The sequence below is a fragment of the Pelagicoccus mobilis genome (genome assembly GCF_016595505.1).
In the GTDB taxonomy this organism is placed as follows: domain Bacteria; phylum Verrucomicrobiota; class Verrucomicrobiia; order Opitutales; family Opitutaceae; genus Pelagicoccus; species Pelagicoccus mobilis.
On record NZ_JAENIL010000017.1, the window covers coordinates 64,643 to 86,744 of the forward strand.

Sequence of the window (22,102 nt, forward strand, 5' to 3'; positions counted from 1 at the left end):
TCGGGTGGCGTTGCGTATCCGTTTATCGGGCACTCAAGTGCTCGGGCGGCTTCGGGTAGAACTTGATCGGAGAGCTAGGCGGCTTGCCTGCGATCTGTCCGGCGAGTTCGTATTTCTTGTTCGGTGCGTCTTCGATCTTCTCAACCTTGCAGGCGCAGACCTTGAACTCTGGAATCTTGGAAGTCGGGTCGAGCTCTCGGTTGGTGAGCTGGTTGGCGGCTTTCTTATCGGCCCAGTGGTAAGGGATGAAGACGGTGTCCGGGCGGATCGTCTTCACGACTTGGGCGGGCAGGATGATGTGGCCGCGGCGGGAGGATACCTTTAGGATATCGCCATCTTGGATACCTAGGTGATCTGCGAGCATTGGATGGAGTTCGCAGAGTGGCTCTGGGTATTGGTCGACCAGGCTTCCGATGCGACGTGTTTGAGTGCCGCTGAGATATTGGGAAACAACGCGACCGGTGGTGAAGATGATCGGGTACTCGGCGTCCACGTCTTCAGCTGGTGGACGGTACTCGAAGCCCTTCATCTGAGCCTTGCCGTTTGGCGTGTAGAATTTCTTGTCTTCGAAGAGGCGAGGGGTGCCTGGATGGCTTTCGCCCTTACAAGGCCAGAATACGCCGTTCTCCTGCTCGATGCGTTCCCAGCTCATGCCGGAGTAGTCATTCACGCCGCCAGCTGAGGCTCGAGCGAGTTCGTCGAAAATTTGCCCGGGGCCGGTGTAGTCGAAGTAGTCCTTCTTGCCGAGGCGTTCAGCGAGATCGCAAATGATCTTCCAGTCAGCCTTGGCGTCGCCTGGAGGAGTGACGGATTGGTTCAGCTTAACGCAGCGACCTTCGCCGGTGGTGACTGTGCCTTCGTCTTCTTCCTGTAGTGAGCCCGCCATTACAACGTCTGCGTAGCGTGCGGTCTCGTTCATGAAAAAGTCGATACAGCCAAAGTATTCGAGTTTCTCGAGGGCCTTGCGAGTGCGGTTCGAGTCGGGAATCGATACGAGTGGATTGAAGCTGATAGAGAGGAGGCCTTTGATTTTGCCTTCTTCGATGGCGTCAATGATTTCGCAAGCGGTGAGGCCTTCGTAAGGGAGAGAGCTTTCTTCGACGCCCCAGAAATTGGCGATGTGTTCGCGGTGATCCTTGTTGTTGATGTCGCGACCGCCTGGGAGTTGGTTGCAGCGTTGGCCGTGTTCGCGTCCTCCTTGGCCATTGCCTTGTCCAGTGATGGCTCCATAGCCGCAGCCTTCGCGGCCGATGCGGCCGGTGGCGAGGACGAGGTTCATGTAGCTCAGTACGTTCTCGACGCCCTTTGTGTGGTGTTCGATTCCGCGAGCGTGGAGTAGCATGGAAGTTTCTGGAGGTCCCCAGAGTTCACCTGCCTTGATTATGCTGGCAGCTGGAACGCCAGTGATCTTCTCGGTGTATTCAGGAGTGTATTTTTCGACGGTCTCAGCGACTTGCTCCCAGCCATCGGTGTGGTTGGCGAGGAAACCTTCGTCGGTCCAGTTGTTTTTGATCAGCTGGTGAAGGATGCCGTTGGCGAGGGCGCTGTCGCGACCTGGCTTAACGGGGAGGTAAAGGTCTGCGGTGCGTGCGATCGGAGTGACGCGTGGGTCGATGACAATGATCTTCGCTCCGTTGTCGCGAGCCTTCCAGATGAACTTAGTAAGAACTGGGAAGCACTCGGCGAGGTTTGTTCCCGCTAGGATGATTACTTTGGCCTTGGGGATGTCTTCCCATGGGCTTGCCGCACGGTCGATGCCGAATGCGATCTTGTTGGCGGCACCGGCGGAGACCATGCAGAGGCGGCCGTTGTAATCGATGTTTGCGGTTTGGAGAGCGATGCGAGCGAACTTGCCATTGAGGTAGGCTTTCTCGTTGGTCATCGATGCACCGCCGAGGAAGGCGAAAGAGTCCTTACCGTACTTTGCTTGAATGCGGTTAATCTCGTCTACGGTTTTTGAATACGCTTCGTCCCAGCTTGCCTTGCGGAAACCAGTGAGTGGGTCGGCAATGAGCGGGGACTTCAGGCGGTCCGGGTGCTCGTTTTGCATGTAGCGTTTTACGCCTTTCGGGCAGAGCTTACCTTCGTTGACGGGAAAGTCTTCTCTCGGCTCGAAGCCGATGACGCGGTTTTCCTTAACCTTGAGGGTGATGCCGCACTGAACGCCGCAGAAGCAGCAGTGTGTGTCGACGAGCTTGTCTGGTTCGCGGGTGTCCCAACCGCCTTCTGGCGTATAGTTAAGGTGTGGGCCGAACTGGTCAGCGTAAGATTCTTCTGGAAGTGCTAGTTTTGCCATCTGGAAGGAAAAATTGAATGATTGGGTTGATGCGGCGGCCTCGGCGATGCCGCCCTACCTTTTTAGGAGCTTGCCTTGGTTGAGGGCGATGAGGCGGCGGCGACCTTGTGGGCTGATGTCCTGGTAGTGGACTTCTTTTCCGTCCTCCGTTGTGAAGCGGTAGTTTAAGCCGAGTTCGTCGAGTACTATTTTGAGGTCATCGACGTGACGTTGGGAGGCGAACTCCTCGCCAGTTACGAGGCAGGTCGCTTGCTCTTCCTTCGCTCCCTTTTTCTTGTAGGCAGTGACGCAGAGGGCACAAGTGCGTTGGAACATGTGGAAGAGTTTGCCGAAGGGGATGTAGAAAATGAGGGCGACAACGCTGAGAAGGTGTACCCAAACCATGGATCCATGGTAGAGTCCGTCGAAGAACTTATAGCTAATTGTCAGTGCGATCCCGGTAACGGTGACTGCGGCGATCAGTATAAGAGGGAGGATGTCCTCGTAGAAGGTTTGTGTCGCTCGTTCGCCCGCATCGGTGAGGCGTCGGTAGCCAGCCATGAAAAGTCCGATCAAGACGAAGACGGCTGAGATGTTGAGGGCGTTGAAGGCCAGGGTCGCTTCGATGCTGTGTATCGAGAATGTTCTTACTGTAACACCGAAGGCCACGACGTTATAGATTTCCGCGTTATCCGGCGCGGTCGTGAAGTGTAGCCAGCCAAACACGAGCGGGAAGGTGACAGCGAAGGCTAAGGTGCAACCACCTGAGAGGCAGAGGTGCATGATCCAGCGGAAATAGCTGCGTTCGCGTATGAAGTTCTGAGCGGCAAAATTTGTGGCGGCGGATTTCGCGATTTCGCCGGCGGCGGATGGTGCGTTGTTCGATTTGTACTTGGGGCCACCACCGAATATCATTTGCATGCCGCGCTTAAAGTACATGCGAGAGGGTGGGCGGCTTGCCCACAGGGTGAAGCGGTAGCCGACCGCGTAGGCGGCAAGGACTGAGGCGACGGCGTACCAGAAGAGGGCCGGGTCGAAATGCTCAAGCATGCCGGAACCGAAGTAGATGCCCGCGACGGTCGCGAGCGACAGGGAGGTGCCGACTGTGAAAGCTCTAGCTTTTGGGTTTTGGCTCATGTTGTTTTTCGGAAGTCTTTCTGGCGTTTGGCGAGGCGCTCAAACGACAGGTTTGGGCTTTTAGCAAATCGGGGGCCATAGCGACTTGTTTTCCCGAAAAACCGGCTGAAATCCTGAGAATTTCTCTCTTTTTACGAAAATGAGCAAAATTCATTGATCTGATAAAAATGGATAATTCGGTGCATGGAAAAAGAAGCGCACGTATTAGTGCTTTTATGCAAAAGGGTCGCTTAAAATGAAGCGTATTTTCGTTTCTGCACCTATTCGATAATTTTCATGAATTGAGTAAGGTGTTGATTATTAGTGTTAAGCATGGCGGCGTGTGTGTGTGTAGACTCGAGTTGGTCGAAATCGTGGCCTTTTGAGAAAAGAGTTTCCATTGGGTTGGCATCGCGGCTGCTAATTGGTGGATGACAACATAGTGCGGCGAGTTTCAGCCAGTGGAAAACCCCCTTGAAACTGTGAGATTCGCCTTTCTCAGATGACACAGAACCAAACATTTACACAGGAGCAAAAGGAGTATCTCGCGGGCTTTTTCGCGGGTGCTGGCCAACGTGGTTTCACTCCCTACCTCGGCAAGCTCTCTGATGGAACGTATACAGGTGATTCGAGCTCGGCCGGGTCCGAGGTGGAGACCGTTTATGGTACCTCGACGGAGGATCTTTGTAAGGAAGAGCGTTGGAAGTTCGAAAAGAACGGCCTCGATTGTTACGAAGATCTACGTGGCTACGCAGCCGCAGATAAACTGCCGGAAGGTGCGGATATGTTCCGCATCAAGTATTACGGACTCTTTAATGTATCTCCCGCTCAGGAGTCGTTTATGCTCCGTTGCCGTATCGCTGGTGGTGTAATGCAGGCTCATCAGCTTGATGGCATGGCAGAGATGGCGGAAGATTGGGCTGGTGGATACGCTCACATCACGACTCGTGCTAATTTCCAGTTGCGTGAGATCCAGCCGCGCAACTCGGTCAAGGTACTAGAAAAACTCGTCGATCTCGGACTCACCTCTCGAGGTGCGGGAGCAGATAATCTGAGAAACATCACGGCGTCTCCAACAGCTGGACTCGATCCGGATGAGATTTTCGATGTACAGCCGCTTGCGAAGGCGATGCATCACCTGATTTTGAATACGCGTGAATTCTACGGTCTTCCGCGAAAGTTCAACATCTCCTTCGATGGTGGCGGTGCGATCAGTGTCTGTGCGGATACTAACGACATCGCATTCTATGCGGTCCGCATCGGGGAAGGCCAGTCGGTCGAGTCGGGTGTTTACTTCAGAGTCCAACTTGCGGGGATCACTGGGCATAAGCAATTTGCGAAGGACTGTGGAATCTTGATTGAGCCAGACCAGTGTTTGGCGACTGCCGCGGCGATGATTCGTGTTTTTGTCGAGAATGGGGATCGCACTAATCGTAACAAAGCTCGCCTCAAGTACCTCATCGATGCGTGGGGCGACCAGAAGTTTGTCGAAGAGACTGAGAAAAAACTCGACTTCGATTTTGTGAAAATGGACCTCGCCGAGTGCGAAGTGCGTCGTCCGATCCGCCGTCATGGCCACCTCGGTGTACATGCTCAAGCTCAGGAGGGGCTCAACTTCATTGGTGTTCGTATACCTGTTGGGAAGATGCTTCCCGATCAGATGCGTGGTATCGCGAAGATCGCTCGCCGCTACGGCACCGGCGAGATTCGCCTGACCGTTTGGCAAAACCTTTTGATTCCCCACGTAAGTAGTGAGGATGTAGATACAGCTATCGCTGAGATTGCGACTCTTGGTTTCGATTGCGATGCCGATCCGATTTTGGGTGGCCTTGTCGCTTGTACTGGAAACTTTGGTTGTAAGTACGCTTCTGCCGATACGAAGGCGAATGCTGTCGAGCTGGGCGACTACCTTAAGGAAGAGGTAGATATGGATACGCCGATCAATATCCACCTGACCGGTTGCAAGCACTCCTGTGCTCAGCACTACATCGGGGATATCGGAATGCAGTCCGTAAAAGTGAAAGTCGATGGTGAAGACCATGAGGGCTACAGCGTCGTGATCGGCGGAGGTGTCGACAATGAGCAAGCGGTAGCGAAGGAAGTATTCAAGGGAACAGCTTTTACGGAGATCAAACCGTTAGTCGCGAGCATCCTGCGGGGTTACCTCGCTGAGCGAGAAGAAGGCGAAACCTTTGTTGAGTTCGCTAGCAAGAAGAGCGTAGAGGAGCTGCAAGAGCTCGCCGCCGTCCCAAGCAAGTAGTTAGAATAAAAATACAGAAAGATTTTCAAGTGAGTGCACCTTACATTCCAGAAACAGCACCTTTTTCCACCGAGCAGCGAGCTTGGTTGAACGGCTTCCTAGCCGGTATGTTCTCCTCTCAAGACGGAGGGCAGGGGACTGCTGTTGTTGAAGCAAAGCCTCTCAGCATCCTTTGGGGATCGCAAACGGGCAATAGCGAGGGCTTGGCCCGCAAAATTTCCAAGACGCTTGGTGGCAAAGGCTTTGTGCCGACCGTCTATGATATGGATGAATACGACGTCTCCAAGCTGAGTGAAGAGTCACTGCTCCTTATCGTAACGTCCACTTTCGGAGATGGCGAACCGCCAGACAACGCCGCGGCCTTCCACGCTTTCTTGCATGGAGACCAAGCTCCGAAGCTAGAGAAACTCAAGTATTCCGTACTTGGTCTTGGCGACTCGAACTACCCGGAGTTTTGCAAGTGCGCGATCGATATTGATATTCGTTTGAAGGCTCTTGGAGCAACTTCGATCGTAGAGCGTGTTGACTGTGATGTTGATTACGACGACGACTTCGACGCGTGGCTTAAGAATGTTGAAGAGGCTGCGGGTGCGGCTGCTTCAGAATCGACTGAAGCTGAAGAAGCGTCTCAAGAGCCTGAATACGGCAAAAAGAACCCTTTCCCTGCGAAGCTAAAAACCAACTACAATCTCAATAGCGAGGAGTCCGCGAAGGAAACTCGCCACATTGAAATTTCGCTCGAAGGCTCGGGCCTCAGCTACGAGCCAGGTGATGCCCTTGCGGTGGTGCCAGTTAACGACGCTGCCTACGTCGATGATTTGCTGGCCGCCGCAGGGTTCACCGGAGGCGAAGAGGTAGAAGGTTCAACTCTCCGAAAACTCCTAATAGAGGAGTATGATGTGACGACGCTCACGATTAAGGGCTTGAAGGCCTACGCTAAGCTCAGCGGAAGCGAAACGCTCGCTGGGATTGCGGCGGACAAGGAAGTGTTTAAGGAGTACGTCTGGGGGCGCCAGTTTATCGATTTGCTGACAGAAGCTCCGGTCACGTTCGAGAACCCAGAAGCCTTACTTGGATTACTTGGTAAGCTCGCCGCTCGCTTGTATTCCATTTCATCTAGCCCGAAGGCCCACGAGAATGAGGTGCATGTAACTGTCGGCGTGGTCCGCTTTGATGCGCACGGCCGTGCTCGCAAAGGCGTTTGCTCGAACTTCCTCGCTGATCACGACGGCGAAGCTCCGGTTCGCATCTACTTCCACCCATCGAAGACATTCAAGTTGCCGGAAGACCCGAGTGTCCCGGTTATTATGGTGGGACCAGGGACGGGGATCGCTCCCTTCCGCGCTTTCCTTGAGGAGCGTGCGGCTGTCGGAGGAGCTGGGCAGAACTGGCTCTTCTTTGGAGACCAGCACGCGGCCAGCGATTTCCTTTACCAAGATCAACTTGGCGATTTCCAGAAGAGCGGATTGCTCAACAAGCTGGACACAGCCTTCTCGCGAGACCAAGCGGAAAAGGTCTACGTGCAAGATCGTATGCGAGAGAACGGCGCCGAGCTCTACAAGTGGCTCGAAGCGGGTGCCCATTTCTACGTCTGTGGAGATGCGTCCCGAATGGCAAAAGACGTTGATTCAGCGTTACATGAAGTGATCGCAACCCATGGCGGCAAGACGGAGGAGGAAGCCGCCGCCTATGTTGAGGGTATTAAGAAATCTAAACGATACCTGCGCGATGTTTACTGATTAATTAATACTATTACGGAATAGTAGCAATTTTTATAAGAATTTCTCATCTTACGATGAGGGGCTGGGCACTTCGTGCCTCGAAAGATCAAAGACTACGAAAAATAACACCAGATGAATACACATATGATCCCGAACCTCGCTAAGAGAACGGTAAAGATGATGACAGTCGGCTCCTTGGCTGCTGTTGCGGGAATGGCTTACGGCCAATCCTTTTCCGACGTGCTCGAAGGGCTAAAGGAAGGCAGCAAGGCCAGCCTCGATGCTCGTGCTCGCTACGAGTACAACGATACCCCAACGAGCGAAGTTAACGGATACAGCATCCGTACCCGTCTCGCCCTGACTACTGGCGAGTACGAGGGCTTCCAGGCTCTTGTTGAAATGGAAGACGTGAGCTTCGCCAACAACGACGATCGCCCCGCTCTCGACGTGCCAACGACCGAGTTGAACCGTATCTGGCTCAGCTATGGAGGAGCCAAGCTCGGACGTCAGCTCGTGGCTTGGGACGACCAACGCTTCATCGGCCACGTTGGTTGGAGGCAGAACATCCAGACTTTCGACGCAATCACTTATGGTGTGGACGTGGCTGACAACACAGCCCTCAAGTTCGGTTATCTCGATGCGGTTCACCGCGTGAACGCAACGTCTCAGGACTTGACTGGACTTTTGGTTAACTCAGCTACCAAGTTCGGCAGCGACTTCACTCTCAACGCCTTCGCTTACATGCTCGACTTCGACCGCATGGTGCTGGCTTCGAGCGACACCTACGGCATCCGCGGTGTTGGCAAGATCCCAGGCGATGAGATCTCTTACAACTACAGCTTCAGCTACGCGAAGCAGGTGGACAATAGCGGCAGCCCGACTGATTTCGATCTCGATTACTACGCTGGCGAGTTTGGCGCTTCCTTCGCGGGCATGAGTCTCGCGGCTGGTCTTGAGGTTCTGGACGGCGATGGCGTGACAGGTTTCACAACTCCACTCGCGACCGTGCATAAGTTCAACGGTTTCGCGGATGCGTTCGCGGGTTCTTCGCTCGGTCTCGGCGGCGGTTTGCCTGAAGGTCTCGAAGACTACTATGTAGTGTTTGGGTTCAAGGCGGGCGATGTACCGATCAAGGTTTTCTACCACAGCTTCGATGCTGCTAACGTTAGCGACTACCTCGGTAGCGAAATTGACGTAGTGGCTTCGTATAAGCTCAACGACTACGTTACGCTCATCGGCAAGTTTGCCGACTACAGCTCCGACGGTGCTGAGAACGTCACTTACGGTGGCGTGGACAAGCAAGTTCTCACCGTAGAAGCTAACCTTAAGTTCTAGAGCTTAGACCGCTTTTTCGACACATTTCATTGATCTGTGCCCTCGTGCCGCTTTGGTGCGAGGGCTTTTTTGTGGTTATACCAACGGCCATTTGCTTTGAGGGTGTCCGTTGGGGACAACGGACGCTACCTTTGTTGCTAGAGCTTTTGTCTCTAAAAAGTGGATATGGTCCCTTTGGAGATTTCTTACAAATGTTACGATTTGCCCTGTTGGCGGGTTCTGACTTGAGAAGTTACATTAATGTGACGATGTTACGGAGGTGTGACAACGTTATCTTAGAAAGGACCCCAAACTCATGAAAACAAGATTCATCTCCTTCTGCGTTCTGGCATTGGCAATGGCCAGTGGAGCGCTTTTCGCCTCTTCCCCTGAGGAGGTCGCCATCGATTTTGGAATCGAAGACAAGACGGATGCCTATGTACTTGAAACCGTAAAGCCGCAGTACCCGCAGGAAATGCTGCAGCGAGGGATTCAAGGGAAGACTTTGCTATTGCTGCGAGTGGATGAGCGAGGCGAAGTGAGCGATGTCCGAGTTGTATCCACGTCAAATGATTCGTTTGCAGATGCGGCTATCAAGTCGGTCAAAAACTGGTACTTTCAGCCTGGGACTCAGAATGGAGTGCCAGTGCCACAAACCGTAACGGTCCCCGTAAGCTTCTTAATTGAAGATCTTAAAACGCCAGCTCTTGCCAGCCTCTAGCCGAGGTTAGACAAAGCAAAGTTTCCGAGGAGGTTCTGCAGTTCGCAGACCTCCTTGTTTTTTTGGGGGATGGGTTAGTTCGACTTTGCTTCGGCGAGTGATGCCGGTTTACTGCGGATCTTTGGGGCGCAGTTGTCGCAGCGGTTTCCGATGAAGCCGACGATGGTCTTGTTCTCGTAGAGGATGGTCAGCTCGCAGCGGTTGTCGCATCCGTGCGCTGAGAAGCTCTTGGTACGAAGGTTGAGCTTGCTGATGTCGCCCCTAAAGTTGCTTCGTTTGGGCTCGGCCTTTCGAGCGAAGATGGCAGCTCCGATAGCGCCCATGAAAGGAGCTTCGTCGGGAACGATCACTTCGCTGTCCAACTCTTCGCGCAGGGCTTTCACCAAGGCTTTGTTTCGTGAGGTGGCTCCTTGAAAGACGAAGGGCGGCTCGAGCTGCATTTGTTTTCCAAGCATCAGGTAGTTGGATACAAGGGCTCGTAGTACGCCCATGAGGATGTCCGACTTGTTAGCGCCGGAATTCAGTCTGCTGACGACTGAAGATTGGGTGAAGACTCCGCATTTGCCAGGGAAGGAGAGGCGGTTCTTGGACTTTAAGGCTATATCCCCCACGGTTTCGATGGGGATACCCATTCTGCTTGCGATCGAGTCGATGACGGAACCAGTACCTGCTCCACAGACCGAGTTCATGATATAGTCCTCGAGGATCCCGTTGCGGATCTTCATTATTTTGCAGTCTTCACCTCCAATATCCAAAATCGTTTGGGCTTGCGGGTGGCGGGAGAGGGCTCCGATGGCGTGGGCAAGTATTTCAGTTTTCACTACATCGGCTCCGACGAGCAGATTGACGAAGTTTCGCCCGGAACCCGTGACTCCGACAGCCTTGATTTCGGAGTGATGGTCGATGACCTCTTTAAGGCAGTCTGATACTGTATCCAAAACGCCTTGATTTCTTAGATAGTGAGCTTTTAGCACTCGGTCGTTCGCATCGAGCAAGACTGCTTTGACTCCCACGCTGCCGCAGTCGATTCCTAGATATGCCGCGTTCATGATGCCTTTCTGAGTTTTATCATCTCGACGAAGGTTTCGATGCGGGTTTCGAGATTGGCTTCGGAGTTATTCTCGTCGATAGGAATGCGCAGCAGAGGGATGCGATGGTCGGCGCAGATGCCGTTTATGTAGGGCTCTACAGTTGTTTCTGGCATGCATGAAAGGGGGAGGAGGTGTACGATGCCGTCTACGCCGCGATCCTTGAGCCAGAGTAGGCTTTCGACGTTGGGGATCGCGTGTCCTCCGAGCTCGCCGGTGAACAGGCTTTGGGCCTGTTTTTTGTATTCATATTTCTCGTCACGCTTGAAGCAACGTGTTGCCAGCCTGAGGAGGCCCAGGGGGTTGAATGGGTTGTCGTTGAGGATCCTGGCGAAGAGGTCGGTGACGTTTGCTGTGTTGTACGGATTGGCTCCGAACTTTCTCAGTTTCTGCTCGAGCTTGTAGTTTACGGTTTCGTCGCAACCGCAGTAGATCTCGGCGAGGATTCCGATGTTGATGCCGTCGTCGTCCCAGTGCTGCTGGTCCTCCAGCTCGAGGGAGTTCAGGGTGCGAACGGTGAGGCGAGTGGTTTCCCAGAATGACTTTCCTGAGATTTTCGACATTACCTGGATGAGCTTACGGATATTCACTCCGTGCATTTCGAAGTTTGTGTAGCCGACGCGACGGAGCTGGTAGGCTTGCATGGCCGCGAATTGCTTCTGCCGGCATACCGTCTCATGATGGCACTCTTGTTGCAGGATGGTGTTCGCTCCCTTTTCCAGGCACTGCATGATGCTGCCTAGTGTCACTTTGTAGGGGAAGCAGATCATGTCGGGGCTCAGTTTCACGCCCCTTCGAATTGTCTCTTCGGTGATCGGGGGAGGCTCGACTACTTGCAAGTTGAGGTCCGTCAAAAACCGTTTGATGATTTTTGAGATGACGCCTCCCATGACAGGGAAGCCAACCCGTCTTTCGTCTGGGGTCACTTTTCGAGTTTAGGTTCCCGCTCTTTCGTTGATTGCGAAGGAGAGTTTACTCGGAAAAGCGAAGCGTACAAGAATGGGTTGTACTGAGTAGCTTTGGTAATTCGCCAATTAGCGAACCTACCATAGGAATTTACATCGGTAGCAGGGCGAAGGCTCCGATTCGCGCATCCTTACGTGGGTATGACTACTTTATAGCCTTTGCTGGCTTTGATGTAATAGACGTCACGAACGCGAAAGTAAGTTTTTCCGCGGAGAACGACTCGTTTGTAGCCGAGGGGGAGTCGGCGAATGATCGCCCCACGCGGGGCTTTGACGACCTTGTAGCCGTGAGTTGTTTTACGGTAGTAGACTCCTTTGTGGGTGTGGTAGCGGGTGTTGCCGACTTTGATCGTGACCGCGCTGGCGGGAAGCTGGTAGCCAATGATCGTTCCGACTTGTAGGCTTGCTTTCGCATCCGCTTCCGGAACCGCGATGGGGGCGAGTGGCGAGGAGACGATCAAAACGGCGGCGAGTAGTTTGGTGCTGAATCTTATCATGACAGCAATCGTACTCGGGCTAGATGAGGCGGGCATGAGAGAAGAATTACAGTTTCGTAATGGAATCGTTTCCGATCGTTTGAGAACAGCAAATGAAACTCACTCTCAATATTGTCAGCTAACGAAAATGATATTTGATTGGGTGTGGATTATATAAAAATTAAAATTTATATAATTTGGGGTTGACGGAAGGGTGTGCTCCTGTATCCGTTCTTCATTCACAAAATGATCAAGAGAAACCTACAGTGTATCCAAATAACCGATTCGGTTCGTGCCTCCCAGCTAGGGGATGCATTGCCAACGGTAGCGTTTGGTTATGCGGAGAGTGAAGCACGGAGGGCTGTGTATCGATAGCGAAAGACGCTAGTTCGATTCCTGCAGCCCGTACACTCCCAGTGAGTTACGGGCCTTTTTGTGCTCGGAAATTTTAAAATGAAGAAACGTAATAGAAAGATGATCAATGAGATGCAGATGTATATCGGTTGGTCCTTACCTTTAGAATAACCGATAGAAGACTTCGAAGAGCTCTGTCAGAGCCATTACGAAGAAAATGAGCAAGGGCCCAGCGGGCAGACGGATGAGCAAGATGGCTAGACCATCGAGTCCATCGATCTGTATGCCCGCGATCCAAACGACGCGGGCCTTTTTGTACCCAGATTTATGTGGCTTTTAATATTGTGCCCACGTGAAGCAATAGAACGACCGGACAAAAACCGCCGGCCGTCCAAACCGTTGTGCAATGATATAACGAGAGGGGTGAAGGTGTGTGTTCTTTTAATGGATATTATATATAATGATTTAATGGGAGGGCAATGCTCCGTCATTGCCGCCTTCGTCAAGGTGCAGCAAAGGAAATGACGGAGCATTGCCCTCCAGTTTTTTCATCTGTCTGAGGCCGAGAAGTGAGGCACTCGTTCTGGGAACGAGGGGGAGCAGGAGCGTTACCTGCCAGGCAGACGCGTTTTTATGAAGGTGTAGTTCACATGGGTTAAGAACCCCGGTCCTTTAAACCGGTTCGCGCGGACTCCCGATCCGCCGCCTTCACCATAAATTGATTCGGGATCGTCAAATAGTAGGACTCGGGACTTTGGATCCCGCAATGCTGGTGCGACCCCAGCTCCCGAAGCCAATCGGAGTGTTGACTTAAACAATTCTCATTTTTTGCCCACGAAGTGCACTAAGATTCACGAAGGATTTTTTTGAGAGAGTGCTTTCGTGCTCCTTCGTGTCCTTAGTGGGCAGAAATTTGTATCAATTTCACGATCGATTCCAGCAGCGTTGAGGCCCGCCTTGTGCGTCGGTACTCTGCGTCCTGTGATTGGTCTTTAAGCGGCCGTGAATGCCACATCGATGATGTTAGCTCAGTAGGGTAGAGCAGTTGACTCATATTCAACCTGTCGCCGGTTCGATTCCGGCACATCCACCAATGGTATAGGAGAAGTCCTAGAGGTTCGAGTCCTCGCCTAACTCGCAATTAGGAATAGCGAATACTAACCGAGTCTCCAAGGGACTGCCCTTATCCAATCTTGCGGGATGTAGCGATGATCGTTGCGTCTGGCAACAAGTGGAACGCCTGGAGCTGCTGGATACCGATCTGTTTAGGTATTGGACGGCATTTAGACTTCAAGTTCGATGAACACTCAATTTTGAGTGAACGATGATCTGAAGATCTGACTGCCGGAAGCTGCTTGGCAGTTCTCAAAGCAGTGCCCGCGGAAAGCTTGGAGAGTGGGTACCAGTGGTCCCTTGGTGGCTCACATTATTTTAAACGTTGCGAATGGTAGGGTGCGAGTGGCGCGTGAGCCGTTTCGGCTAGTGCATGATTATGCGGCTCGCTGGGCCAGCGAGCCCTACCTCAATTTAACCCGGTTGGAATGATCCGACCCTATTAGAAAGGAGCCAGCTATGTTGCTACCTATACGGAAAACAGTGAAGTATGACGAACTCGGTCTCGTCTTTAAAAATGGCCGTTTCATCAAATTGGTAGGCGAGGGAAAGCATTGGCTCTTCGACTTCCAGAACGTCCTGCGCGTGGACGTGCTAAACCAGCGTGATCCTTGGATCCGTTCCACTGAGCTCGACCAGCTGAGCAAGTCCGAGCTGCTCGAGGACAAGGCCGTATTCGTTGACCTGAAGGACAACGAGCGTGCCTTTGTTTGGGTGGACGGTCGTCTCGATTCAGTGCTCGGTCCTGGCCTATACGGTCTGTGGAACCAGCTGCGAAAGGTCGAGATCGAGCGTTTCGATGCGAATGATCTGAAGCTCGTCCGTAAGGATCTCGTGTCCGTCCTCAAGAACCTGTCGGCGCTTCAATTGTTTGAAGTGGTCGAGGTGCCCGAAGGTAAAGTGGGTGTACTCTTCGTTGATGGAGCGTACCGAGAAACTTTGCCTGCCGGTAAACACGCGTTCTGGAAGAATGTAGCCAAGGTTAAGATCCAGCTCGTGGAAAAGCGTGAGCAGGTCTTGGACGTATCGGGGCAGGATATCATGACTCGTGACAAGGTCACCCTGCGTCTGAATGCCGTTCTCGCGTACCGTGTGGTCGACGAACGTAAGTCCGTTGAAGCCTCTCAAGACGCAAGCCAAGCTCTCTACCGTGAGACACAGCTAGCTCTGCGTTCCGAGGTGGGTGTACGCGATCTGGATACATTGCTAAGTGGCAAGGAAGACCTCGCTCAGAACGCGAAGGAATACGTGGCGAAAGTTGCGAACGACTTCGGTCTCGAGGTGGTTAGCCTTGGCGTGCGCGATGTGATCTTGCCCGGCGATATGAAGAACTTGATGAACCAAGTGATCGAGGCTCAGAAGGCTTCCGAAGCGAACGTCATCAAGCGTCGTGAAGAAACCGCGGCAATGCGTTCCCAGCTTAACACAGCAAAGCTGATGGAAAGCAATCCAGTCCTCATGCGTTTGCGTGAGCTGGAAGTTTTGGAAAGCGTATCCAAAACAGCGAACCTACAAGTCGTTCTCGGCGAGAAGGGCTTGGCGGAGTCGCTGACAAAGCTGATCTAAACGGTCGTCTCTCCTGAAAGGGGAGGCGACTTTTGTTTGATTCTCGTGGGAGCGTGCTTGTCACGCGATAGACATAACTGTGCCCGTGCTCAGAATTATCGCGTGACAAGCACGCTCCTACACTTCGAGTATCCATTAAAAGAACACACGCTTTTATCTCTTTCCTAAATAGGAAACCGAGATGATAGACATAGATAAGGCAATTGTGCTGACGCTTAATCGTACCTGGCGTGCGATTGGCCAACGTACAGTGCGGCAGGCATTCTGCGATCTCATGGGCGGGACCGCTCTGGCGATGGATATTCGCTACCCGCTCGATGAGGATGGGAGGGCAGACTTGTCCGGGCCTATCGACTGCGTCCCGGTGGATGGAGATGCTTGGATGGAGCTTCCGGTACGCTCCTTCGACCTCTCCATCCGAACTCCTCGGAGAAAGGTCCGCGTCCCGACCGTGATCGTAGTTTCCAACTACTCCGGAATGCCCTTGTGGAATCCCGGCGTAAACCGGCGCTCTATCTTCGAGCGTGACGGTGGAATCTGCCAGTACACCGGTCGCCGCGTCCCATGGTCCAAGGGAAATCTCGACCACGTTATCCCCCGTTCTCGGGGTGGTCAGAATTCCTTCGAAAACCTGGTTTGGTCCGACAAAGCCGTGAACACGCGCAAAGCGGACCGACTGCCAGAAGAAGCAGGTCTGCGTCTGCTTCGAAAACCCAGGGCTCCCGAAGCCCAACCCATCTCCCGTCGAATCCAAGAAATGAAACACGCCGACTGGAGGTGGTTCATTAAAGATGAATCCTAAAACCTAGCTCGTCCGCCAAGCCGTAAGATCGGTGGCGGGCGGGCTTCTCTTTCCGATTATCCGCTAAGCTAGATTAAGAATCTCAGTTCCGCTGCCCCTGTCGGGCTGTCGCTCGCGACACGCCGCATTGCAGGAGGTGGCACTGCGGCACGTCGCAAGCGACGGCCCTACAAGGTTGGCATCCGTTTCAACTGACTTGGTTGATGCAATTAATTTCCCCCAATGAAAACTGAATTGATAGAGGAGATCGCCGCGATCTTACCTGAAGGACGTACAAAGTATTTCTATTTTAAGGAGAAGTATGCGGTGGACCTGATGCGGTATTTCGCTGCTGGACGTTCCGTTGCTGACGTAAAGGCGTCTCGCTTTGCTGGCCTTTTGAAGAAGGCGGTTGTCAAGGATGTGCTATCGGGAGTAGGGACGGGTCGATTGAACGCTCGTGACTTCGAAAATGTTTGGGGTAATGAAGTGTATCCATTTTTGCTGACGATAGGGCAGTGGGGACATAACCGACATGCCGAACGTAATTGGTATCAGACGACTGGATGTGATGCGAATCTCGTGCTTCAGCTAAACTTCAGCAATTTGCACAATGCTCCGTATCAACGAAGCATCGACGACCGATATCGTCCGTTCGAGTTTTCAGCTCACCCGGTTGCTCGCCCGCCGTATAGAACTTTGGCGTGGGCTCGTATCGATTTGAGTTTCGAAACCGACGAAGCCTTGATCGAGGAAGTTCAGACGGACTGGGTTCGCTATGCGAAGAATCGCTTAACTCGGATCAGTCACATGAAGCTCGAGGAAATGGGGGAAGAGGATCGCAAGTCGATTCCCTACTTTATGGAGGTCTTGCCTCCATACGCTGGTATTTGGCAAGAGGCGATCTTGGCGGCAGCGCTCTGGTTTATTCGGGAAGAGCTGGGGTTGAGCAAAGTGTATTATCACACGCATGCGAGCGGGTGTAAGCTCAAGCGAATCGATACGAATCTGCCTCCGCGCTCCTTGTACGAGTCGCTGCCCCGAAAGTTCTGCTTCAAGCGAACGGGCGAGGTGCCGCGCTTCTTGGAGCGGTACATGAAAAGGAAGGCCAACGCGGAGTTCTACCGGTTGGACTTCAAGAAAGGATTAGAACAGTAATATGGGTAGGAGCGTGCTTGGTGGCGAACGAGCTAATGTGTTCGCGTGACAAGCACGCTCCTACCTTCTCGAAAAATGAATAACGAAACACAGTTTGTGCCACGTGAGGCTCCGGCTCCCTGCAGGCAATGGGGAGAGGACTTGGACGAGATGTCGGTACAGCAAATGAAGAATGCCTGCGATTTGCCGGTATCGGTACGTGGGGCGTTGATGCCTGATGCCCATGTTGGATACGGTCTGCCGATCGGCGGGGTGCTGGCTACCGAGAATGCGGTGATCCCGTATGCGGTGGGAGTGGACATCGCCTGCCGCATGAAGCTGAGCGTGTTCGACATCCCAGTTAAGCGGTTGCTTCGCGACGAAGGGAAGGGGCGATTCACGGAAGCCATTCAAAAGGAAACTAAATTTGGTGTCGGCGCGTTCTTTCGCGAGAAGCGTGAGCATTATGTGCTCGACCGTGATTGGTCGGTTTCGCCAGTGACTCAGGAATGCAAAGACAAGGCGTGGAAGCAGCTGGGTACTAGCGGTAGCGGGAACCATTTCGTGGAGTTTGGCGAAATCGAAATCCGCGATGCCTCGCTTGGTGTTGAGCCCGGAACTTATGTTGCTCTTATGAGCCATAGCGGAAGTCGTGGGACGGGCGCGAATGTGGCTTCGCATTACTGTAAACTCGCTCGAGCCGCTCATCCGGAATTGCCAAAGGAGTTGCAGCACTTGTCGTGGTTGGACCTCGATTCCGAAGCTGGGCAGGAGTACTGGGCGGCTATGGAGCTAATGGGCGAATACGCAGCTGCGAATCACGCCTGTATCCATAAACACATTGCGGAGAACCTTGGACTCGAGCCCGTCCTCGACATTGAGAACCATCACAACTTTGCTTGGAAGGAAACTCATGACGGCCAAGAGGTGATCGTGCATCGTAAAGGTGCGACTCCAGCGGGCAAAGGAGTGCTAGGTGTTATCCCAGGCTCGATGGCGAGCCCGGCTTATGTGGTTCGTGGGAAGGGGAGTGTTCAGTCTTTGCATTCCGCTTCGCATGGAGCGGGACGCGTGATGAGCCGCAAAAAAGCGCAGTCCAAGCTGAAGTGGAAGGATGCTCAACGTTTGCTGAAGGATCGTGGAGTGAACTTGCTGTCGGCGGGACTCGACGAAGTTCCGTTTGTCTACAAGGACATTGATCAGGTTATGGCTGCCCAGTCTGATCTGGTTGAGTCGGTGGCACGCTTCTTCCCTCGCTTGGTCAAGATGGCTCCGGCTGGAGAGCGTCCGGAAGATTAAAAAAACGAGAGTCTGGATAGACTCTCGTTTTCTGTGAATTTGGACTCTGTGAATTTGGACTCTGGGGAATGGCCGCTGGGGACAGCGGCCGCTACCTTTATGGGAGATTCTATTGTCCTAGGATCGCTTGGAGGAGCTCTGTATCCACTTTACCTGACTCGTAATCCTTGATGCCGAAATTGCCTTGGTAGTCCCAGATGGCGTGGTTGATGCCTTCTTCGCGAAGGATTTCGCCCACGTCGCGATACCAGACGAGAAGATCATCGCGATCGACGGTTTTGAGGCATCCCCATTCACCGAGGTAGAGGGGGAGCTGGTGGATGCGGGCGTACTCCATCGCCGGCATCATTTCTTGCCGCATCGCCTCTTTGCCATGAGGTCCTTGGTTTTCTTCGAGCATGGCTCGGATCTCTTCATCTTCTACTGCGGCGAGCTGCTCGTCGGTGACGAGGAGACCGGGGTAGTTGATCGGCCCGTTGTAGTTGTAGTAGTGGCCGACCCAGGATGCTTGGTAGTGCGTGAAGCGGAACGGGCTGTAGAAGTGGTAGCTGAGAATTAGGTTCGGGTCGTTCGAGGGGAGTCGGAGGAATGGGAAACTGCTGGCGAGTTGCCAACGGTTGGATCCGACTACGATGGGGCGGTTTGGCTCCAGCTCTCGGACTGCGTTGATCGCTTTTGCGATTACGAAATTCCATTGGTCGTGCTCGTCCGCTACTGCTTCGTTTAGCACTTCGTAGGCGAGGAAGTCATTGTCCCATTTGTTTAGGAATGAGGAGAGATCGCGCCAGAGGTCGCACAGGAGCTCTTGGCTGGCTTCCGAGGTGAAAAGAGTGTTTTCACCTCCGTCGTGCACTGCGTTGAAGTGGTGGGAGTTGACGATGTGGAGGTCGACGATGGCCTTGAGTCCGGCGGCTTCGATCCAGGTGATAACTGTATCCAAAGTTTCGAACGCTTCCTTGTTTCGCTTCCCGTTCTTTTTCCACATGATGGATTCCTCGATGGGGAGGCGAACATGGTCCCAGCCTTGAGAGGCGAGGAGCGCGACGTCTGCCGCGGTGAAGAAGTCGTTTGAGTCGGGCCACTCCCGGTCTGGACCGCGTTGTGAGAGCCAGTGGCTGAGGTTGACGCCTTGACCGAGAACGAGACCGCTCTGAGTGCTTTGTCTGAGTTCGCCGTTGGCGGAACGTAGGGCACTGAGCTCGAGGTCGGAGATCGAACGAATGCTCATGTTGCGGAATTCGATTGGTGCTCCGGCGTGTTTGCCTTGGAAGCCGATCTTTCCGACGGTGGGGAGTTCGGCCCATGGTTTGCTGAGCCATTCGGGGATTTTCGTTCCGTCTGGCGCTTCGGTCGCGGAAGTGAAGTCGCCGAGGTCGATGCGGTTGACGAGTTCGCCATTCATTTCCACGACGATGTACGGCCCGCTTGCAGTCACTGTCATGCGATTCCAACTACCTGCTGGTGCGACTACGTCTTGTTGGATGGCTGGCTTGTGTCCGAAAAAAGCGCCTGCTTGCCAGCTTGGATCGGCTTTGGCCCATTTCTCGGAATGGTCGTCGGCGATTTGGATTTCCACGGAGTTGGGGATCCAGTTCTTGGTGTCCGAGCAGTAGATGATGACGCCGCTGTTGGTGCCGGCGGAATTGCGAAATTCTAGGTCGAGAACGAAATCCTGGTATTCGTTTACGGTCCAGATGCATTTGTCCTCGCTGGCGGAGAGTATGCCGTTTTTGACCTTCCAAACTCCTTTAGGGAAGGAGGCGTTGGAGAGGTTTTCCTCGAAGAGCGGTGTGGTGGCTTGAGTGCTCGTGGCGAGCAGGCCGAGAGTGAGGCCGCTTGCGCTGGCGATTCGCTTGAGAGCTTTGGAGAGCGATCTGGAAATCATGCGCCTAGGGTGCAACTCGGCGCACTTGATTTCAATTGAAGTTCGACTCTTCTTTTAGAGTAGAAAGGAGGGATAAGCGTGGTTGATGGGAGGTATTTGGTTTTCTTGCCAGTCAGGGCGTTTGCCAGCGCCTCGATGTCGTCTCAGCGCGGCGGCTTACAGTGTTGTCTAGGCCTTGACTAGTTCCACTCCCTTACAGTCCGCGCAGTGGGTGGCGGGGGGGGTGTAGCCTGAATGGCAGCAAGGGCAGTAGAGTGAGCCGTCGAGCGTTTTTGGAGCGTCTAGCCAGTCTGAAGGGTCTAGATCGACTTGTTTGAAGGCGGCGGCAAGGGCTGGGGCGGGGTACTCGGGCTTGGGGAGGAAATGGGCGTTTCGCCAATGCTGCTGAAGAAGGGCGAGAGTGGCTTTGTCTGCAGCGTTTGCCGCCAGAGCTGCGATGGGATCCCAGCGTAGGGAGCAACGCAGGGTTAGCTCGTCGTAGCAGCGTGGAGCGTGCCAGGGGAGCAAGGCGGTGTAGAGTGTGGTCTTGAGGCGGTCGGCTTCGAAGCTGGGGAGGAGGCGTTTGTGTAGGACTCGGTAGTGGAGGGCGGTGCCGAATTGGGTGGCGTAGCTGTAGGCCAAGGTGAGCAAGATCATGCCTTCGTCGTAGGTCCTGATGTAGACGAGGGGGAGCAGCAGGAAGAAGTTGATCAGGTTTATGACAGCGAGGGGCCTTAGCTTTCGGGTTACGTCTTGGATCAACTTCTGGTGTCGCCGGATTCCTGATACGGTGCTTATACGTCCAAACCCTTTGCGTTTCTCGGTATAGGATGAGACGAGATAGATGGCTCCAGGCCAAGGGAGGAAGGGCGCTATGAAGACTGTCTTCTTGAGTCCCCAAGCCATCATGAGAGGAGGGCGAGGGGCGCAGCGACCGAAGGCTCCGGTCCGGCCGACGAGGGCGATGGATCCAGGAGGGGCGAGTTTGATGCACTCGATCAGGTAGAAGATCGAGAGCACCAGGTAAAATGACTGTCCGTCAGTCATAGTCGAGGGGAATGCCCGTTTGGGATAACGGGCTCTGCCTTCTACTGGTTGGTGTCCTCGCGGATTTCGCGACCGGCCATGCGAGCGAAGAACTTCTTGAAGGCCATTCCGATGGCGACTGCTCCGGCGATGATGAATTTGAGGAACTTCTTGCCGAAGGCCATGATCGAGCCGAGCAGGCCGAGCTTAGCGGCGCCGTACATGGCTCCGCCAGCGATGAGGGCGGTGAGTCCGTATTCGGCGATCTTGTCGCCTTGGCGGTAGTCGGCGTAGGATTTGCCTTCTTTGTAGACGTGGCCGAGGAGGAGGTCCTGGTAGTCTGGGAGTACGTAGTCGAGCTGGTCGGGGCTGCAGACGAGGGTGACGTCCATGAGGCCTTCGCGGCCGAGGAGTTTAGTGCGGTAGTTGACGGACGGGCTTGTGGAGGACTGGCTGCGCACGAGTAGGCCCCACTCGAGGTTGTTGGTGCGTTCGTTGTAGCGTGGTTCCACTTCCCAGCCTTCGATGTACATCGGCTCCATGCCTTGCTCTTGGCGGTACTCGTTTTGGTAGACCTGGATTTCGCGGAGATCTTCGAGAAGCTTGTCTGCGTCGAGCTCGTCCTTTTCGTCATCTTTCACGTAGCCGGACGGATCGAACTGGAAAATGACGAACCAATCGAGATCACCGCGGGAGATGAGGCCGTCGTATTCGCTTCTTGGATTTCCGAGGGCTTGAATGAGGTCGGATGCCTGGCCTCCGCTGAGGAACGCGTAGCCGTTGGGGATCTCGAGAGTCGCCCATTCGCCGAGCTCTCCTTCGCCTTCGGTCTGCCAGCTGAATCCGTCGAGGAAGGCGCGGAGTTGAGCCTCTGGGTCTTCTTCTTGAGGGAGGGCGCCGGAGTCGTTTTGGGCGTAGCCGTTAAGGGCTAGGAAAAAAGTGAGGACAGCTGCGAGGAGCGATTTCTTGTTCATTTGTGGCTGGGTTCGGGACGGGTTGGAAAGAGCTGGGACGAGAGATGTCCGA

The 22,102-nt window shown here is 53.8% G+C and carries 17 protein-coding genes and 2 tRNA genes; 11 read left to right on the forward strand and 8 right to left on the reverse strand.

Annotation, left to right across the window (positions count from 1 at the left end; genetic code table 11):
• Positions 1 to 22: 22 nt before the first annotated feature.
• Both JIN87_RS10795 and JIN87_RS10800 read right to left on the reverse strand, forming a co-directional pair.
• Positions 23 to 2,296, reverse strand: coding sequence for a molybdopterin oxidoreductase family protein (locus JIN87_RS10795; protein WP_200355572.1), 2,274 nt, complete (start codon positions 2,294 to 2,296; stop codon positions 23 to 25).
• A gap of 54 nt (positions 2,297 to 2,350) precedes the next feature.
• Positions 2,351 to 3,412, reverse strand: a complete 1,062-nt coding sequence (locus JIN87_RS10800) for a hypothetical protein (protein ID WP_200355573.1) — start codon at positions 3,410 to 3,412, stop codon at positions 2,351 to 2,353.
• Between the two features lie 481 nt (positions 3,413 to 3,893).
• On the opposite strand from JIN87_RS10800, the gene JIN87_RS10805 reads away from it, so the two are divergent.
• The 4 genes from JIN87_RS10805 to JIN87_RS10820 all read left to right on the forward strand — a co-directional run bounded on the left by JIN87_RS10805 (position 3,894) and on the right by JIN87_RS10820 (position 9,407).
• On the forward strand, positions 3,894 to 5,651 hold the full coding sequence (locus tag JIN87_RS10805; protein ID WP_200355574.1) for a NirA family protein: 1,758 nt from the start codon (positions 3,894 to 3,896) through the stop codon (positions 5,649 to 5,651).
• A gap of 107 nt (positions 5,652 to 5,758) precedes the next feature.
• Positions 5,759 to 7,390, forward strand: coding sequence for a sulfite reductase subunit alpha (locus tag JIN87_RS10810; protein ID WP_200355621.1), 1,632 nt, complete (start codon positions 5,759 to 5,761; stop codon positions 7,388 to 7,390).
• A gap of 114 nt (positions 7,391 to 7,504) precedes the next feature.
• The gene (locus JIN87_RS10815; protein WP_200355575.1) at positions 7,505 to 8,707 is read left to right on the forward strand and encodes an alginate export family protein; all 1,203 of its coding nucleotides are present in this window, start codon (positions 7,505 to 7,507) and stop codon (positions 8,705 to 8,707) included.
• Between the two features lie 295 nt (positions 8,708 to 9,002).
• Positions 9,003 to 9,407, forward strand: coding sequence for an energy transducer TonB (locus JIN87_RS10820; protein ID WP_200355576.1), 405 nt, complete (start codon positions 9,003 to 9,005; stop codon positions 9,405 to 9,407).
• Between the two features lie 74 nt (positions 9,408 to 9,481).
• Here the strand turns inward: JIN87_RS10820 and JIN87_RS10825 are convergent, their stop codons facing one another.
• The 3 genes from JIN87_RS10825 to JIN87_RS10835 form a co-directional block, all read right to left on the reverse strand.
• Positions 9,482 to 10,456 carry an acyl-CoA dehydratase activase gene (locus JIN87_RS10825; protein ID WP_200355577.1) on the reverse strand — a complete coding sequence of 325 codons (975 nt, stop codon included), beginning with the start codon at positions 10,454 to 10,456 and terminating at the stop codon, positions 9,482 to 9,484.
• Positions 10,453 to 11,421: an acyl-CoA dehydratase activase-related protein gene (locus JIN87_RS10830; protein ID WP_200355578.1), complete on the reverse strand. Its 969-nt coding sequence runs from the start codon at positions 11,419 to 11,421 to the stop codon at positions 10,453 to 10,455. The genes JIN87_RS10825 and JIN87_RS10830 overlap by 4 nt, the downstream gene beginning before the upstream one ends.
• 170 nt (positions 11,422 to 11,591) lie before the next feature.
• Entirely contained in the window at positions 11,592 to 11,993 is a 402-nt protein-coding gene (locus tag JIN87_RS10835) for a DUF6515 family protein (RefSeq protein ID WP_200355579.1), read from the reverse strand.
• Positions 11,994 to 12,182: 189 nt separating this feature from the next.
• Here JIN87_RS10835 and JIN87_RS28575 point away from each other — a divergent pair, with 189 nt between their 5' ends.
• The 7 genes from JIN87_RS28575 (at position 12,183) to JIN87_RS10865 (ending at position 18,186) form a co-directional block, all read left to right on the forward strand.
• A complete protein-coding gene (locus JIN87_RS28575) occupies positions 12,183 to 12,311 on the forward strand; it encodes a hypothetical protein (protein WP_267909379.1) in 129 nt (42 codons plus the stop codon).
• A 614-nt stretch (positions 12,312 to 12,925) separates the two neighbouring features.
• A tRNA-Lys gene (locus tag JIN87_RS10840) sits at positions 12,926 to 13,004 on the forward strand.
• 303 nt (positions 13,005 to 13,307) lie between these two features.
• Positions 13,308 to 13,379: transfer RNA gene (locus JIN87_RS10845), tRNA-Met, on the forward strand.
• Between the two features lie 483 nt (positions 13,380 to 13,862).
• Positions 13,863 to 14,969 carry a slipin family protein gene (locus tag JIN87_RS10850; protein WP_200355580.1) on the forward strand — a complete coding sequence of 369 codons (1,107 nt, stop codon included), beginning with the start codon at positions 13,863 to 13,865 and terminating at the stop codon, positions 14,967 to 14,969.
• A 181-nt stretch (positions 14,970 to 15,150) separates the two neighbouring features.
• Positions 15,151 to 15,771, forward strand: coding sequence for an HNH endonuclease (locus JIN87_RS10855; RefSeq protein ID WP_200355581.1), 621 nt, complete (start codon positions 15,151 to 15,153; stop codon positions 15,769 to 15,771).
• Between the two features lie 222 nt (positions 15,772 to 15,993).
• Positions 15,994 to 16,908, forward strand: coding sequence for a hypothetical protein (locus JIN87_RS10860; protein WP_200355582.1), 915 nt, complete (start codon positions 15,994 to 15,996; stop codon positions 16,906 to 16,908).
• Positions 16,909 to 16,983: 75 nt separating this feature from the next.
• Complete coding sequence (locus JIN87_RS10865) at positions 16,984 to 18,186, forward strand: RtcB family protein (RefSeq protein ID WP_200355583.1); 1,203 nt, start codon at positions 16,984 to 16,986, stop codon at positions 18,184 to 18,186.
• Positions 18,187 to 18,295: 109 nt separating this feature from the next.
• On the opposite strand, the gene JIN87_RS10870 is transcribed toward JIN87_RS10865, so the two are convergent.
• From JIN87_RS10870 to JIN87_RS10880, 3 genes are all read right to left on the reverse strand, one after another.
• Entirely contained in the window at positions 18,296 to 20,071 is a 1,776-nt protein-coding gene (locus JIN87_RS10870) for a cellulase family glycosylhydrolase (protein WP_200355584.1), read from the reverse strand.
• Positions 20,072 to 20,239: 168 nt separating this feature from the next.
• Complete coding sequence (locus JIN87_RS10875) at positions 20,240 to 21,097, reverse strand: hypothetical protein (RefSeq protein WP_200355585.1); 858 nt, start codon at positions 21,095 to 21,097, stop codon at positions 20,240 to 20,242.
• 41 nt (positions 21,098 to 21,138) lie between these two features.
• Positions 21,139 to 22,050, reverse strand: a complete 912-nt coding sequence (locus JIN87_RS10880) for a DUF2167 domain-containing protein (RefSeq protein WP_200355586.1) — start codon at positions 22,048 to 22,050, stop codon at positions 21,139 to 21,141.
• Positions 22,051 to 22,102 lie beyond the last annotated feature (52 nt).